Below are 15,435 nucleotides of genomic sequence, written 5' to 3'. Positions count from 1 at the left end.
GGCCTTGGCCAGCTGCAAGGTGACCATCATTGCAACGCAAACAAGGAGAAGAGCAATGACCACGAACTGCATCAAATTCACCAGCGCCGACATCGAAACCGCCAAGGGCGTCGGCTCCATCTCGACCCTGACATTCGACCTCGACATCACGGTCGAACCCGTCGCGAGCGCGAACCCGATGGCCCCCACGCACCGCGTCCTCGGCCGCTCCCCGCGCGGCAAGCTGGTCGAGTGTGGCGGCATCTGGAAGAAGCAGAACAAGGAGACCGGCGCCGACTACTACACGCTGACCATCCGCGACCACGGCTTCAACGCCAACCTCGGCAAGGCCGCGAACCAGGACGATCTGTCCCTGCAGGCCGTGATCCCCTGGGGCCCCAAAGACGCCGCGTAAGCCAAGGGCCAGACCGCTCCGGCGGTCTGGCTCTTTCTCGTTCCGGGGAACTCGCTCTGGGAGGGCGCACTATCGGTGACCGAACGAACGCGGCATATTTCGGACGCGGAGGCAGAGCCGGGTCGTCAGGCAGATTCGGTTGCTGATACGGCTCCGATCTCTTTGTTCAGTGACAGCGTGGATCACGCGCGGTGGAGGCGGAACCGAATGACCGCAGGGAGAACTGGGAGCCAACTGAGCGAGCCAAGCGCACCTCTTCCGTCGGTCGAACAACCCGCGCCTAGGTCGTCTTGGCGAAGCTACCAGGGGCGCCGAACTCACCCTGCGCCGCGAGGGTGGAAGTCGCAAATCAACGTCATGTATCCCGGACGTCTCACGTCAGGGTCACCGCCGCGCGCCTTTCCGTCGACCTGTTGGCCTTAGAGATCGCTAGCCCGGGGTCGAGCGGTCGGCAACGCCGGGGGCAGGTTTCTGGGCGGCTTGCGCCTTGAGCGCTGCGGAGCATCGCTCACAACAAACCTGCCCCTGGCGTGCTCCATTTCATTCCGCCCCGTGCCGGGTGCAGCCCGCTCTCATGCCCCCGGTCTTTTCCACGATCCGTCCAACGACGATCAACGGAAAGGATCACACCATGACACTCGAACAATCCATCGACCTCGCCGAACTGCAAGCCGACATGGCCTTCGAGGCCTACCTCGCCGCCTTCGATGAAGATGCCCATCCCGAGACACTCGACAGCCTTGAGACCGAGGCGATGATCGCCCGCAGCCGTTACGACGATCTGCGCAATCAGGGACTGGGTCACTGACCCAGACACCCCTGCGGATCTTCGGATCCGCAGGGGTCTGACACTGATCCTTACCAACATTGTGACGCCCCAAACGGGCGTGGCACGCGCCATCCCGCGCGGGCCGTTTTCGTGTTTCTGGCGCCCGATCCGTGACCGGCTCGGGCGCTTGGTTTGCCTGACATCGCGTGCTGATCCAGCGCAAGTTTCAGCAGATTTTTTCGACCAGATTGCCGAGCATCGATGAGGACGACGGCGCTCCATGCCGCGCTGCCCAGCGGTCTTGAGTGCACCTCATTGCCCGCAAAAAGACACGATAAGCAAAACGTAATATTGCGCAATGTGATGTATTGAGGTATAAGCGAAGGAGAGAAGAAAGACGTTGGCAGGATATGGCCAATGTTTGCACATTTTGTCCGAGGGGTCTGACCCGTGCCGAGGCCAGCGAAAAACCTGAAGCTTGAAGAGCGCATCGAAGTTGCGCGGCGCTTTGCGGCGGGTGAGAGCGCCAAGGACTTGGCGGCGGCGTTTGGCATCTCTCCGCGCCATGTGAACCGGCTCGCGAAAGAGGAGGCGGGCGAGGGCATCGCGGTGCGCGATCCGAGCGAGACGGTGGCGTTCCGGGCGAGCCGATCCGAGCTGGACGCCTTCGATGCGGAGTGGCGCGAACGGGGCTATGCCAACCGCTCGCAGGCGCTCAATGCGGTGCTGCGGGAGCGGTGCGGATTCCTTGATGTGCCGCGTGATCTGGTCGCGGAATTCTGTGCCGCGTGGCGTCAGGCGAAGGATGTGAGCGACGCCGGATTGGTGCTCGCCAAGGCGGTGCATCGCGGTCGGCTGGAGGTCTCGGAGGCGGACCGCGCGGTGCTGATCGAACTCCTTGATCTGGCGCAGTCCATGAGCCGTGAGATGGGCCGGATGAAGGATGCGGCGCAGGCGCTGCGTCATCAGGAGTGGCCGCAAAAGGAAGAAGGGCAGGGGGAGGAGGGCGCGGTTCTGGAAGACGGGCCGCGCACGATCGGGAGCGGTCTGAGGCTCGTCAGGAATGGCTGATCCCCTCGCCCTCTATACCTCGGTCATGGGCCGGCTCTGGGAGGATGAGCGCATCCGGGGCCAAGCCGCGGCGCGGATCGACGCGCGGTTGGCGGGGCGTCGGCAGGGCCGCAGTTTCGCGCACGTCGGATCCATGTCGGCGCGCAATGCGCTCAAGGCGGCCTCTGGGCAAAGCCGCGCAGCGGTGTTCAAACGGATCCGGGCGGGAGGTTGCAAGACGCGTGCTTCGCTCGGGGCGCAGATCTCCTACATCAACGACAAGGCGGTCTACACCTACTCCACGATGACCAACGCGCTGACTGATGCGGCGGTGCTGTCTGAGGAGCAGAAGGAAGACATCATCTTAGACTGGGCCGGGACTTGGCGCGGCTCGACCAAGCTCGGGTTCACCTCGCACATGCTGCTGTCCTTCCCGACCGACGTGACGGTCGACCAGGTGCGCGACATCGCCATGGACTGGACGGAGCATTTCTTCGAGAGCGGCGAATACGGCGACCAGTGGGACTATGTGCTCGCGGTCCATGACGACCGGGCGCACAAGCACGCCCATATCATCCTTAACAACCGTGGCGTCGAGAAGGGCACCTGGTTCTCTTGCTGGGCCGAGGGCGTGATGTCGCCGCAGCTGATGCGCGAGAAGCAGGCTGAAATCGCGGAACGCTATGGCGTGATGCTTGATGCCACCACGCGGCTCGAGCGCGGCATTTTCGAGAAGCCCGCCGGGATCGAGGAGGTCTACCGCGCCAAGGAAGAGGCTCGCCTGCCGCGCGAGATCGTCATGACGGCCCAGGAATCCGCCATCGCGCAGGCGCAGGTGGTGGGCTTCGCCAAGGACTACAAGAACCTCGCCGACCTGCTGGACCGGATGGACCAGCGCCACATGGCGCGCGCCGTGCGCGGCATGGCGGACGGGCTCGGTTCCGGCACGCCGTGGAACTTCACCGAAGGAGAGATAGACATGAAGGACATCAAAACCGTCGGTGACGCAATCGACTATTCCGAGCGCACGATCGAGGCGCTGAGGCTCAAGGCCGAAGAACTGGACCCGGCCGAGCGCGCCGCTTTTGAAGCCAAGGCCGCGCCGATCATCGCGGATCTCTCGCAGATGGTGCCAGACCCGGAATTGCGCGCGCGTTTCGGCAAGCAGCTCGAGGAACCCTATCCGCCGGGGGCGGGTAGCGAGGTTCTGATAGCCGCGCTGCAGTCCGGCAAGGACGATGGGCTGCGTGAAGTGCTCGATCGCGCCGAGGAAGCCGGCATGGACAGCGAGGAACTGGTAGCCCGGATCACTGCCGGCGGCACGCGCAACTACGGCATGGCGCAGGACTGGGTCGAGCGGGACATGAACGCGGTGCTGGCGAAAGACGGTCTGAGCGTAGAAACCGCCAATGATGACCAACTGGATGCCGCCCTCGAAAAAGTCGACGGAGTGATGGACGCGCTGATGGAGCGCGCGAAGGAAATGGGCGTCGAGATCGGCCGGACCCTCGCGGACGAAGAACAGGAGATCCTGCCGCTGATCGACGAAGACGACCGGACGCCAAATCCCTACCTGCAGGACCTGGCCGACATGCTTCGGGACGGCAAGCTTACCGAGGAACAGGAAGAGACCATCGAGCGGACTCTGCAATCGGAGCTCTTCAAGGAATTGGGTGAGGAAGGCTTGGCCGAACTCCGGCGCGGGAACTACGAGGTGCTGGATGCGGCCCTGCCAAGCAAGCTCGACCAGATCACCGTCACGCAGGAGTTCCTGGAGATGACCTTCGAGGAGACCGGCGACCAGGTCTTCACCGACCGCGCCGCCGGGTTGCAGCAGGACAAGGCGACCGAGGTGGCACGACTGCGCGGGAGCCAAGAGGCGCAGGAGCTGGGGCGCGATCTTGGCCGCGACCGCGGTCTCGATGACGAGATGGAATTCTAAGGGGAGATGACCACTATGACCAAGACACTCCCCCTCTGGGCAGCACTTCTCTTCGGCGTTGTTTGCGGTGCCGTCATCGGCACCATCGTCGCCGCCTTCTACCTGACCCTGGCCCTGAAAACCGGGTTTGGCAGTTTCGACATGCTGGCGCTCTGGAAGGCCAGCGCCGGCACGCGCGCGGCGCACCCCGAAGCTTTCAAGGTCGGGTTCGGCGCTGTCGGCTTCGGGGCGATTGGCCTCGGTGCTTTGGCGCTGGCCTGGACCTGGAAGAAAGAGCGCGACGATTACGGCTCGGCCCATTGGCAGACGAAGGCAGAGCTGAAGAAGAACGACATGCTGCAGGCCCCCGGCAAAGGCTTCGTCTGTGGCAAGCTCGGCGCGCCGACCTCTAAGGCCGAGTTCATCTCCTCGACGACCATCCCCCATGTGATGATGGTGGCCCCGACCCGCGCCGGTAAGGGTGTGGGTTTCGTGATCCCGAACCTTCTGAGCTTCGCGGGCTCGGTCGTGGTGCTCGACGTGAAGGGCGAGAACTTCGAGAAGACCGCCCGGCTTCGGGCGCTGAACGGTGATGAGGTCTATCGCTTCAGCCCCTTCGACTGGGCCAATGCCACGCATCGTTACAACCCGCTCGCCCGGATCGCCAAGGCCCCGAGCTTTGCGCAGCGCTTCACAGAGGTTTCGATCCTGGCCGATCTCTTCCTCGATAAGGACAACAAGACCCTCGACACCTTCTCCGAGGCCGGCAAGTCGATCTTCGTCGCGGCCTGCTTGCTGGCGATCCAGCGCGGCACGCCGAACCTTGGCGAGGTGAACAAGATCGTCGCCGGGGGCGAATACAAGAACGCGCAATACAAGACCTATGCAGACGAGGCCGAGGAAGACATCCTGCGCGAACTCTGGACCAACGCGGCCTCGGCCTCGTCGCGCCTGCTGACCTCGAACATCCAGGCGCTGATGACGGCCGGTCTCAAACAATGGGACAATCCGGCGGTGCGCTCGGCCACCGAGGCGAGCGATTTCGATTTCTCGACCTTCCGTAAAACCCCGCAGTCGCTCTACATCGCCGTCTCCGAGGATCACATCGCGACGCTGGCGCCTCTCTTGCGCCTGATGTTCGCCGACCTCATCGCCTCGATCCGCCTGAATGAACCGGGTCCGGACGAGCCGTGGCCTGTCATGATGATGATCGACGAATTCCAGCAGATGGGGGCCATGCCCTACCTCGAGCGCGCGATCCATTCGCTGGCGAGCTATGGCGGCCGCGTCGCGATGATTGCACAGTCGTTGGCTTCGCTCGACCGGATCTATGGCCCCGAAGGCCGCGAAAGTCTCGAGAACGGGGCAGGGCTTAAGCTCTACATCACGCCACGCGACCAGCGCACGGTGAAGGAGGTCTCCGCCGCGGTCGGCAGCACCACTCGCGAGGCAGTGACCCGCATGTATGGCCGCAACAAGGGCTTCCTTGGCGCGACCTCGACATCAGCGCGGCTGGAAGAACGGCCGCTGCTTTCCGAGACTGAAGCGCGCCTGATGGACCCCGACGAGGTCATCATCCTCGCCTCGCCCCAGCATCCGATCAAGGCGAGCCGGATCAAGTATTACGACGATCCGTTCTACAAGGCGATGCTGGCCCGTCAGGAGGGCAAGCCCTTCCCCTATCCGCCGAGCGTGCAGGGCGTGGGGCCTTGGGGTAGCGTGGATGGTGACGCAGCCCTCGCAGACGAGCAGGCGAAACCAGCCGAACGCGCGCCTGTCCGGGACCGCTCGCAGCGCCGCGAAGCACGCGCAATGAGCGTGAGGACGATGGAGGCCGGGCGCGGGCAGCCCGAGCCCGAGACGCTCGAGCGGGAAGCTGCGGTGCCGAAGGAATGGGAGGCAGCGCTCGACCGGCAGGAAGATTTCATCGAGGAGTTGTTGGGCGGGTGAGGTTTCGTCTTGTGTCCTGGCCCGACGCAATCGGGCGCCCCTGATCTGTCTCAAAGAAAAAGGTGCACTTCGTATTGTTGTGGAGTAGGTCTAGCGTTGACATCACATCTCTCATCTATATCGTGTAGAGATTAAGCGATTGGCTGTTTGAGGACATCGCCAACGACCAACCAAAGCACATAGAAAAGAGCCTGACCGTCGTGGCGCAGTTAAAGTTTATTGACCTTTTTGCGGGCCTTGGCGGATTTCATCAGGCGTTGAGTGCGTCGGGCGCCGAGTGCGTCTTCGCCTCGGAGATCAACGCTGATCTGGCCTCATTGTATGAGAAGAACTACGGCACAAAGCCCCACGGCGATATCCGCAGCGTCGATATTCCTTCGATCCCAGATCATGATGTCCTGTGCGCAGGCTTTCCCTGCCAGCCGTTCTCCAAGGCTGGCGAGCAGAAAGGCCTGCAATGTCCCCAATGGGGCGACCTCATCGATTACGTGATCGACATTTTGCGTGTGAAGGAACCGCGCTTCTTCATCATCGAAAATGTGCCAAACCTTGTCCGCCATGACGGCGGTAGGACGTGGCAGAATATCTGCGCCCGGCTGCGCGCGCTCGACTATGACGTCGATTTTGCGCGCTTGTCCCCGCATATGTTCGGGGTGCCGCAAAAGCGCGAACGCGCTTTCATTATAGGCGACCGCGAAGGGCTCGGCGGCTTTTCCTGGCCGGTGCCAGAAGACGCGGCGCAGCTCTCCATTTCGTCCGTCTTGGACGATAATCCCGAGGATGCTCTGCACCTAAGCCCAAACCATGTCCATTACCTGTCAATTTGGCAGGAATTCGTGGCGGCGTTCCCGAAAAATATCGAACTGCCGTCATTCCCGATTTGGGCGATGGAATTTGGCGCGGATTATCCCCTTGACGGCCTCACCCCGTATGAGCGCGGATATCGTCGGCTTGGCCGGTATAAGGGCGCATTCGGGCAGTCCTTGAAGGGGCTATCGCCCGAAGAGACTGAAGCTGCGCTTCCAGGCTATGCCCGCACCAAGCTTGAGCACTTTCCGGCATGGAAGATCGATTTCATCGAAAAGAACCGCGCCTTCTACGCCGAGCACAGATCAATTATCGATCCTTGGATAGATCAGATAAAATCCTTCCCGCCCAGTTTTCAAAAACTTGAATGGAACATCAAAGGTGGGGTGCGAGACATCTGGCAACATATAATTCAATTTCGGGCCAGCGGTATTCGGATCAAGAAGGCCGATACAGCTCCCGCGCTAATTTCCATGACAACGAGCCAAGTTCCCATCGTAAGCTGGGAGCGGCGGTATATGACGCCGCGCGAATGCAGCCGCCTGCAAAGCCTTGAGCTCACCCATTTGCCGAGCACCAAGAACGGTGCTTACAAAGCCTTTGGCAATGCCGTTAATGTTGAAGTTGTGAAGCGCATCTTCGCCGCCCTTGTGACCAGAGAAGATGCAGCGGAGTCCGCACAGCGGGCCGTTGCCGCAGAGTAACATGAGCCGCCTAAACACGGTCAATATCCGGCCCGGCGTAAACGTCCTTTCTGTGCTGCCGCACCTTAACTACAAGGCGTGGTACGCCTTGGCCGAGTTCGTTGACAACTCGATCCAGAGCAGTATCTCGCGCCGCAAGGACTTGGAAGCCATCTCGGGCGGTTCCTACGTTTTGCGGGTCGATATCACTTTCGATGCGGACGACGGCCGGATCGTGGTTCTCGACAACGCTGCCGGGATTGCCTCATCCGACTATCAGCGCGCCTTCCGACCTGCCGAAATCCCGCCCGATGCAACGGGCCTGTCCGAGTTCGGCATGGGCATGAAGAGCGCGGCATGCTGGTTCGCGCCGAAATGGAGCGTCCGTTCGAGCGCGCTCGGCGAAAGAGACGAGCGCACCGTTTTCTTCGACATCGACCGCATCGTCCATGACAGCATCGAAGAGTTGAATGTCGTCACCTCGGTTGCGTCGGAAGACAAGCACTACACAGAAATCCGGCTGGAAGACATTCGCCGTTTTCCAAAGGGTCGGACCATCGGCAAGATCAAAGAGCATCTTGCCAGCATCTATCGAATCTTCCTGCGCTCCGGCGCGCTGGAACTCTTCGTAGATGGTGAGCGGCTGAGATATGACGAACCCAAGGTCTTGGTCACGCCATCTTACAAAGACCCCGATGGACCGCAGGTCACTTGGAAGCGCGACATCGATATCGATCTCGGGCCAGGAAAATCAGCCACCGGCTTCGTTGCAATCCGGGAGAAGGCCGATACCCGACTTGCCGGTCTCGCGCTCTTTAGGCGCAACAGACTGGTCCTTGGCAGCGCTGATGAAACCTACCGACCAGCCGACATCTTCAAGCGGCCAAACAGCTATGAATCACAACGCATCTTCGGCGAAATTCACCTGAGGGGCTTCAGTGTCTCGCACACCAAGGACGGTGTTCAGTGGGGCGAGCATGAAGACGAGTTTCTTCGAAAACTCTACAAAATCTTGAACGCCGAAGACCTGCCGATCATCAAGCAGACGCAAAAATACAGGGCCTTGGAGGACGCTCGCAACGCGCGCAAGGTCGCCCGCAGTGCCGCGCCCGCCGTGGCCAAGCAGTTCGATCACAGAGCCCTGGTTACATCGCAGCAGACGTTTCCGAGCGTTGTATCGCCGAGCCCCGAGCCTTCGCCGGACGAAAACCTTCCCGATGTTGGGGAGCAGCTTGACGCGGTTGCGGAAGGTGAGCGCGATGATTTTCAGTTTGAGTTTTTGTTCCGGGGGACGCCTTGGATCGTAAAGCTCGAATTGTCCTATGCCGACAAGGAAAGCGACTGGCTTTCCATCCAGAGCAGACCAGCCATCACAGACCCGGATCCGCGCGAAGTGTTAATCCGGGTGGCCATGCTCCATCCGTTCATGGCGCAGTTTCCCAATCTCGACTCGGAAGGCTTCGCTGCAGTGCTGAACATCGCTGCTACCATGGCGCTGTCAGAAGTCATCGCCACAGAGCTTGCCTCGCATCACCCCAAAGCAATCCGGCAATACACCAATGAAATCCTCAAGAACCTTGTGACGAGGACTGTCCCCGATGAGTGACGAAGGCATTATCCAAATTCACGATCGCCAGACTTCCGGCAAGTGGAACCCGGCGCAAGGTCCGGCTCTGACGCGCCTTCTTCAGTCAAACACATCACTTTCAGAGGTCGAGAAGACCCGGCTTGTCTCGGAAACCTTGTCGATCATGCGTCAATGCGCTGATCCAAAGAATCCCGGCGATCACAATACCGGTCTCATCATCGGCTATGTCCAAAGCGGCAAAACGCTTTCCTTCACAAGCTTGTCCGCGCTCGCGCACGACAACGATTATCAGATCGTCCTTCTTCTGGCCGGCACGACCAACAACTTGGTCGAGCAATCCTTCGAGCGTCTGAAGAAGGACTTGGAGGTCGAAAAGAACCGCAACTGGAAGCTGTTCTCGACCAGAGACAAAGGCTTCCAAGGCGCCGAGGTTGAGCGGGTCAAAAGCGAGCTTGCGAAATGGCGCAAGGGGAGCACGCGCTCGCGCACAGTGCTGATCGTCTCCATGAAGGAGCATCGCCATCTCGATCATCTGGCCACACTGCTCACCGGGGTCGATCTGACGAACGTGCCGACGCTCATCATTGATGACGAAGGCGACCAGGCGGGGATGAATACCAAGGCCCTGCAACAGGAAGAAAGCACGACCTACGCGCGCATCACGGCGCTGCGCCGTCTTTTCCCGCATCACAGCTATCTTCTCTACACTGCCACGCCGCAAGCGCCGCTTCTGATCAGCCGCATCGACACGCTCTCGCCTGACTTCGGTGCGGTGCTGACACCCGGAGACGCCTATGTCGGCGGAAAAGAGTTCTTTGTGGACGGGCCGGACAAGTACATTGAGCTCATTCCGCAAACCGATGTGCCGGACCGGGACGATCCGCCAGCGAGCCCGCCTGCCAGCATGCTAGAGGCCCTGAAAGACTTCTTCGTTGGCGTAGCCATCGGCCTGCGCGAAGAAGACGACCAGGGCGGCGGCAATCGCTCCATGATGATCCACCCGGCCATCCCGAAGGCCGATCATCTCATGTTCGCGAGATGGGCGCGGAACACGCGCGATGAATGGGCGGCCATCTTGGACGACACGGATCATCACGGCCATGACGACCTGCTGGCAGGTTTTCGAACTGCCTTCGAACGGTTGAGCGAGACCTATGCCGTCAATTATGACTTTGATCAGATCGAGCCGCTGCTTTTAGACGCCGTGTCGGAAACCGCCATCGCCGAGCTCAACACACGCGAGAAGACCAAGATACCCTCCATTGATTGGAAGGGTGATTATAGTTGGATACTTGTCGGCGGGATCGGCCTGGACCGTGGCTTCACCGTTGAAGGCCTGACAGTCTCCTACATGCCGAGGTCCATCGGGATCGGCAACGCCGACAACATCCAGCAGCGCGCTCGTTTCTTCGGCTACAAGAAGCGCTATCTTGGCCTCTGCCGCATCTATCTGACGACAGAGAACATCGAAGCGTTCCAAGACTATGTTTCCCACGAGGAGTCGGTCCGCTCATCGATCTCCAAGCACATCAAAGATGGGGGCGGCCTGAAGGACTGGCGGCGCACCTGGTTCCTCAGCCAGAGGCTTCAGCCGACACGGCGCTCTGTCATCTTGCTCGACATGTACCAGTCGCGGGGGCGTGAAGGGTGGATTTACCCCGACTATCCCTATGAGGATACCGGCTTCGTTGCCGATAACCGGGAAGCGGTGAACCAGCTACTCGGCGCGTTCGACTTCTGGGAATACAAGCAGGACGGCTGGAACCAGCAGCAGACCATTCCGGCGTTCAGCGACGACATTCCGCTCAGCGAGATAATCCCCTTCATCGGGCAAATCCGCTACAAGAACCCCGGCGATAGCTTACAGCACTCGGCAATCATGGTCGGCCTCGAAAAGCTGGCTAGCGAAGACCCTGAGATGCGGTGCAGCGTCTTTGCCTTCTCCGGCCCATGGTCGGGCGTGGAAGCGCGCCGCAGTCTCGATACCAAAGATCCGCCTAAGATCAGAAACCTCTTTCAGGGTAGCAACGCGCGTACCAATTATCCCGGCGCGCGCCAAATCCGGGTTGACGACACGATCACCTTCCAGATTCATCGCTACCACCTAGAAAATGCCGCCAAGAACCGCGTGCTTCTAGAAGACTTGCCCGTGCTTGCCGTGCACATCCCCGAGCGTTTGGCGGAGCGTGTTTGGGTGGAACGAGAGGACGATGCTGTTTGAGGCGTATCAGGAACTTGCCCGCCGTTTCCCGGATGCCTGCCAGCATCTCTTCGGGAGTAAGATCGATGGTGCCCACGGCCTCTGGCTTTCCTTGGATGCGCAAGGGCAGCCCTATTTGCTCTTCGAGATGGCCGAGGATGATGGCCAGCCTGATCTGAAGCTGAAGGCCGTCGAGGTTCGCTTTGCGTGCCTCTGCGATATCCAGCTTCAGGATGGAAGCGCTCTGTCCGGCACTTACACGTTAGTTTCCCTTGCGAATGACGATCCCGACATCATCCGTGTCTTCCTTCGCCTCTTAGAAGAGGCGTTCCTGGCACCCGGGGCGGATCACTCCTCAGCGGCCGTTCGCGACCAAATCCTCGCGATTGCCGATTTATTCACGCGGTTGAACGACGAACTAAACGACGTCGTTGGGCTTTGGGGTGAGTTGCACATCATCCGCACAGCTCAAGATTTGAACGCAGCAGTTAGGGCGTGGTCGTCGTCTGCACATGCCCGGTACGACTTTGTGACGGAGCATTTTGCACTAGAGGTGAAGACGACTCTGAAGTCTTCCCGGCAGCATCGGTTTTCGCTTGAACAGCTTCGCCCTAATGCCGACATCCGGGTCTATATTGCATCCATCTTGCTGATTGAACTGCCTGGCGGTGAAATGGCATGCGAGTTGATTGATGAGATTTACGCTGCATTAGACGATCCAGTGGTCCGTGCTCAATTCTTTCGCCAGTGCCTCCGAAAAGGCGGAGCGGGCATTTATGGATCGGACACGCGCTTTGCGACCTATCCTGATGGTGAATCTGTAGCAATGTTCCACGCTGGAGATTTGCCAGTACCTGTTGTCGCCTTCGGGGATCCCATATCTGAAGTGCGCTTTAGTTTGGACCTTACAGGAATGAGTGCTTCGCCGGACGGCTCGATGTCATTATTTGGCTGAACTTCTCCAAGTTTATTTTCCAGGCAGATAGAACTCCGTGATCCCCCGCTTTCCCTCGGTGCGCCCGAGCTGCACGATCACATCGATGGATTTCCGGATGTACTCCCGCACCTCGGCGAAGGTCAGCGGGGTTCCCGCCTGCAGCACCATGATAGCCAGCCGATCGATGGCGAGTTCCGCGGTTTCAGCGTGGATGGTGGAGACCGAGCCGCCATGGCCGGTGTTGATCGCCTCGAGATAGGTCAGGGCTTCGGCGCCGCGCAACTCGCCGACGATGATCCGGTCGGGGCGCATGCGGAGGGAGGCCTGCAGGAGGGCGTTGGCGCTGCGTTGCGACCCGGCACCGCGGTCGGCCAGGAGGGCGACGGTGTTCGGCTGGCCGGGGAAGAGTTCGAAAGCGTCTTCGATGGTGATCAGCCGTTCGTGTTCGCTGACATGAGTCAGGAGGTGGCGGGCGAACGTGGTCTTGCCGGTCGAGGTGCCGCCGCTGATCAGGACGTTGAGCCGCGCTTCGACAAGGGTCTGCAGCGCAGCCTCGAGGTTTTCCTCTGCCAGACTGGCAATGTTTTTCATCTTCTCGGCGCGGAGCGCGTCGAGCGAGACGGCCTTGCTGTCAACGGCGGAGTAAAATTCGGCCATTGTGGCGGAGCAAAAGTCGGCCAGTTTGGGGCGAGCGCCTTGGAGCGTGCGGCCCTCATATAGCAAGCCCGGTCCAAGGCGCATTGGCCGTCAGGCCAATTCTGTGAGGTTCATTTGTTAGCGGCGGCGAGGCGGGCGCGGCTTTGATTGAGGCGGTAGCTTTCGCCGTTCATCTCGAGGATGTTGACGTGGTGTGTCAGCCGGTCCAGCAGCGCGCCGGTCAGGCGTTCGGTGCCGAAGGTTTCGGTCCACTCCTCGAAGGGCAGGTTGCTTGTGATCAGGGTCGACCCTCGCTCGTAGCGCTGTGAGATCAGCTCGAACAGAAGCTCGGCGCCGGTTTTGCTCAAGGGGACGAATCCCAGCTCGTCGATGATCAGCAGTTTGACCTTGGCGAGTTTGCGCTGGAGTTGCAGGAGGCGTTTTTCGTCGCGGGCCTCCATCATCTCGTGCACGAGGGCTGCGGCGGTCACGAAGGCGACAGGCAATCCTTTCTGGCAGGCAGCCAGTCCCAGCCCGAGGGCGACATGGGTCTTGCCGGTGCCGGAGGGACCGAGCGCGATCACATTCTCCTTGCGTTCGATCCATTCGCAGCGCGCCAGCTCCAGCACCATCATCTTGTTGAGCGACGGGATCGCCTTGAAGTCGAAGCTGTCCAGGCTTTTGATGGTCGGGAACTTTGCGGCCTTGATCCGGCGTTCCACCATGCGCCGTTCCCGGTCGATCAGTTCCAGCTCGGTCAGCCGGGCCAGGTAACGCACGTGATCTACGCCTTCAGCGGCGCAGATACGGGCCTGCTTGTCATGTTCACGCAGGAACGTGGGCAGCCGAAGCGTTTTGAGATGGTGGGCCAGCAGCAGTTCGGGTGCATCCGTCATGCCCCACCTCCTGCCAGCAGGCTCATGTAGGATGCGGCGGAGGTGGTGGTGATGTTGGTTCTGGGCAGGAAGGGATAGACATCCAGATCCAGCCTCGGAGGCCTTTGCTCGACCCTGCACAAGATCAGGTGCTTGATTGCATCGAAGCTGACCGCTCCCATTCGCAGGGCATCTTTGACGGCAAGATGCAGCACGTCAATCTCGAAGCGCTCCAGAAGGCGCAGGACCTGCACATACTCGCGCTTGCCGGCCTTTCCCTGCCGGGCTTCCAGCAGTCGGCGCAGGGTTTTGAACGCTTCGGGCAACTCCCAGCCCTGCAGAGGCGCGGCCTGATCGAAGGACATGATCTTGCGTTCGATCAGCGCCAGGTAATGCAGTGGATCAAACACCATGTCGCCGGTGTCATAGGAGCGCGAATGCTCAGCGATCACCTCGGCGCCGCAGCCGATGACAACCCGGGTCACGAAGCCCTTGATCCAGACCGCACGGTGGCCGTAGGCAACCGGCACCGAGTAATCATTGCCGCGATAACGCACCACCGATGTCGATGTGACCTGGCCACTTTGCAACTCACAGGCCTCAAAGGGGGTGCCGGGCAAATCCCGCATCGCCGCGAGATCGGCCTTCAGCCGTTCCCCGATGCTGACCTTGTGGCCACGCAGAACATCACCCTGGCGCTTGCGGCACTGCTCTTCCAGGTGAGCGTTGAACGCGTGCCAGTCCGGAAAGGACGGGATCGGCACCATGAAGTTGCGACGTCCGTAGCCGACCAGCCCCTCCACGGCCCCTTTGTCATTGCCCTTGCCGGGACGGCCATAGCGGTCCCGGATCACGTAATGCGACAACATCGCGCTGAACCGCTGGGTTCTTTGCCGGGAGCCATCCGGCAGAATCCGGGCAACCAGGCAGCGGTCATTGTCATAAAGAACCGACTGGGGAACCGCGCCGAAGAACGCAAAGGCATGGACATGGCCGTCAAGCCACGCCTCGGTATTGGCCGCAGGATAGGCCCGGATGTAGCACGCGTCGCTGTGCGGCAGATCGAGGGCAAAGAAGTGTGCCTTCTGCTCGACGCCGCCGATCACGACAAGCGCTTCACCAAAATCGGCCTGTGCATGACCGGGCGGATGGCTCAGCGGCACGAACATCTCCTTGCCGGTCCGCTTCCGGTCTCGAACGTAATCCTTGACGATGGTGTAGCTGCCATCAAAACCGCACTCGTCCCGCAACCGCTCGAAAATACGCTTGGCGGTGTGACGCTGCTTGCGAGGGCGGCTCCTGTCTTCAGCAAGCCATTGGTCCATCTGGCTGGTGAACGCATCCAGCTTCGGGCGCCTGATCGGCGCTGTCCGCCGATATCCCGGCGGTTCCGAATAGGCCAACATCTTCGCAACACTGTCCCGGCTGATCCCAAAATCCCGGGCAATCTGACGCCCGCTCAATCCATCCTGGAAATGAGCGTGACGCACCTTCAAATACAAGTCCACGGTGTATATCCCCAAGCCCTCCCGAAATCCGAAAGGGCAAAAGTGGACGACTTTTACGCCGCCCGCGACAACACTATGCCGTCGCTACCGTGGCCGAGTATTGCTCCGCCGTTCACA

12 protein-coding genes are annotated in these 15,435 nt (G+C 60.6%); 9 read left to right on the top strand and 3 right to left on the bottom strand.

Annotated features, from left to right (window positions below):
* The 9 genes from ACP15R_RS26915 to ACP15R_RS26875 all read left to right on the top strand — a co-directional run.
* Positions 1-394, top strand: a 394-nt coding sequence (locus tag ACP15R_RS26915) for a DUF736 domain-containing protein (RefSeq protein ID WP_424988753.1), incomplete at its 5' end; no start/stop codon positions are given.
* A gap of 631 nt (positions 395-1,025) precedes the next feature.
* A complete protein-coding gene (locus ACP15R_RS26910; RefSeq protein WP_424988917.1) occupies positions 1,026-1,202 on the top strand; it encodes a hypothetical protein in 177 nt (58 codons plus the stop codon).
* A gap of 411 nt (positions 1,203-1,613) precedes the next feature.
* Positions 1,614-2,234: a helix-turn-helix domain-containing protein gene (locus ACP15R_RS26905; protein WP_424988916.1), complete on the top strand. Its 621-nt coding sequence runs from the start codon at positions 1,614-1,616 to the stop codon at positions 2,232-2,234.
* Positions 2,227-4,155 (top strand): relaxase/mobilization nuclease domain-containing protein, encoded by a 1,929-nt coding sequence (locus ACP15R_RS26900; protein ID WP_424988915.1) that lies wholly within the window; start codon positions 2,227-2,229, stop codon positions 4,153-4,155. The genes ACP15R_RS26905 and ACP15R_RS26900 overlap by 8 nt, the downstream gene beginning before the upstream one ends.
* 15 nt (positions 4,156-4,170) lie before the next feature.
* Complete coding sequence (locus tag ACP15R_RS26895) at positions 4,171-6,084, top strand: type IV secretory system conjugative DNA transfer family protein (RefSeq protein ID WP_424988914.1); 1,914 nt, start codon at positions 4,171-4,173, stop codon at positions 6,082-6,084.
* A gap of 200 nt (positions 6,085-6,284) precedes the next feature.
* Complete coding sequence (gene dcm, locus ACP15R_RS26890) at positions 6,285-7,595, top strand: DNA (cytosine-5-)-methyltransferase (protein ID WP_424988913.1); 1,311 nt, start codon at positions 6,285-6,287, stop codon at positions 7,593-7,595.
* 1 nt (position 7,596) lies between these two features.
* Positions 7,597-9,180 carry an ATP-binding protein gene (locus tag ACP15R_RS26885; protein ID WP_424988912.1) on the top strand — a complete coding sequence of 528 codons (1,584 nt, stop codon included), beginning with the start codon at positions 7,597-7,599 and terminating at the stop codon, positions 9,178-9,180.
* Positions 9,173-11,383, top strand: a complete 2,211-nt coding sequence (locus ACP15R_RS26880; protein WP_424988911.1) for a Z1 domain-containing protein — start codon at positions 9,173-9,175, stop codon at positions 11,381-11,383. Before ACP15R_RS26885 ends, ACP15R_RS26880 begins: the two co-directional genes overlap by 8 nt.
* Complete coding sequence (locus tag ACP15R_RS26875) at positions 11,373-12,317, top strand: PD-(D/E)XK motif protein (protein WP_424988910.1); 945 nt, start codon at positions 11,373-11,375, stop codon at positions 12,315-12,317. The genes ACP15R_RS26880 and ACP15R_RS26875 overlap by 11 nt, the downstream gene beginning before the upstream one ends.
* Before the next feature lie 12 nt (positions 12,318-12,329).
* Here the strand turns inward: ACP15R_RS26875 and ACP15R_RS26870 are convergent, their stop codons facing one another.
* The 3 genes from ACP15R_RS26870 to istA all read right to left on the bottom strand — a co-directional run bounded on the left by ACP15R_RS26870 (position 12,330) and on the right by istA (position 15,327).
* Positions 12,330-12,956 carry a CpaF/VirB11 family protein gene (locus ACP15R_RS26870; protein WP_424988909.1) on the bottom strand — a complete coding sequence of 209 codons (627 nt, stop codon included), beginning with the start codon at positions 12,954-12,956 and terminating at the stop codon, positions 12,330-12,332.
* 110 nt (positions 12,957-13,066) lie between these two features.
* The gene (gene istB, locus ACP15R_RS26865; protein ID WP_058317429.1) at positions 13,067-13,831 is read right to left on the bottom strand and encodes an IS21-like element helper ATPase IstB; all 765 of its coding nucleotides are present in this window, start codon (positions 13,829-13,831) and stop codon (positions 13,067-13,069) included.
* Positions 13,828-15,327, bottom strand: coding sequence for an IS21 family transposase (gene istA / locus ACP15R_RS26860; RefSeq protein WP_139246466.1), 1,500 nt, complete (start codon positions 15,325-15,327; stop codon positions 13,828-13,830). Before istA ends, istB begins: the two co-directional genes overlap by 4 nt.
* Between the last annotated feature and the right edge of the window lie 108 nt (positions 15,328-15,435).

It is taken from the genome of Microbulbifer sp. S227A (genome assembly GCF_049800935.1).
Note: the sequence above shows the minus strand (reverse complement) of the source record. Positions and strands in the feature narration are given on the sequence as shown.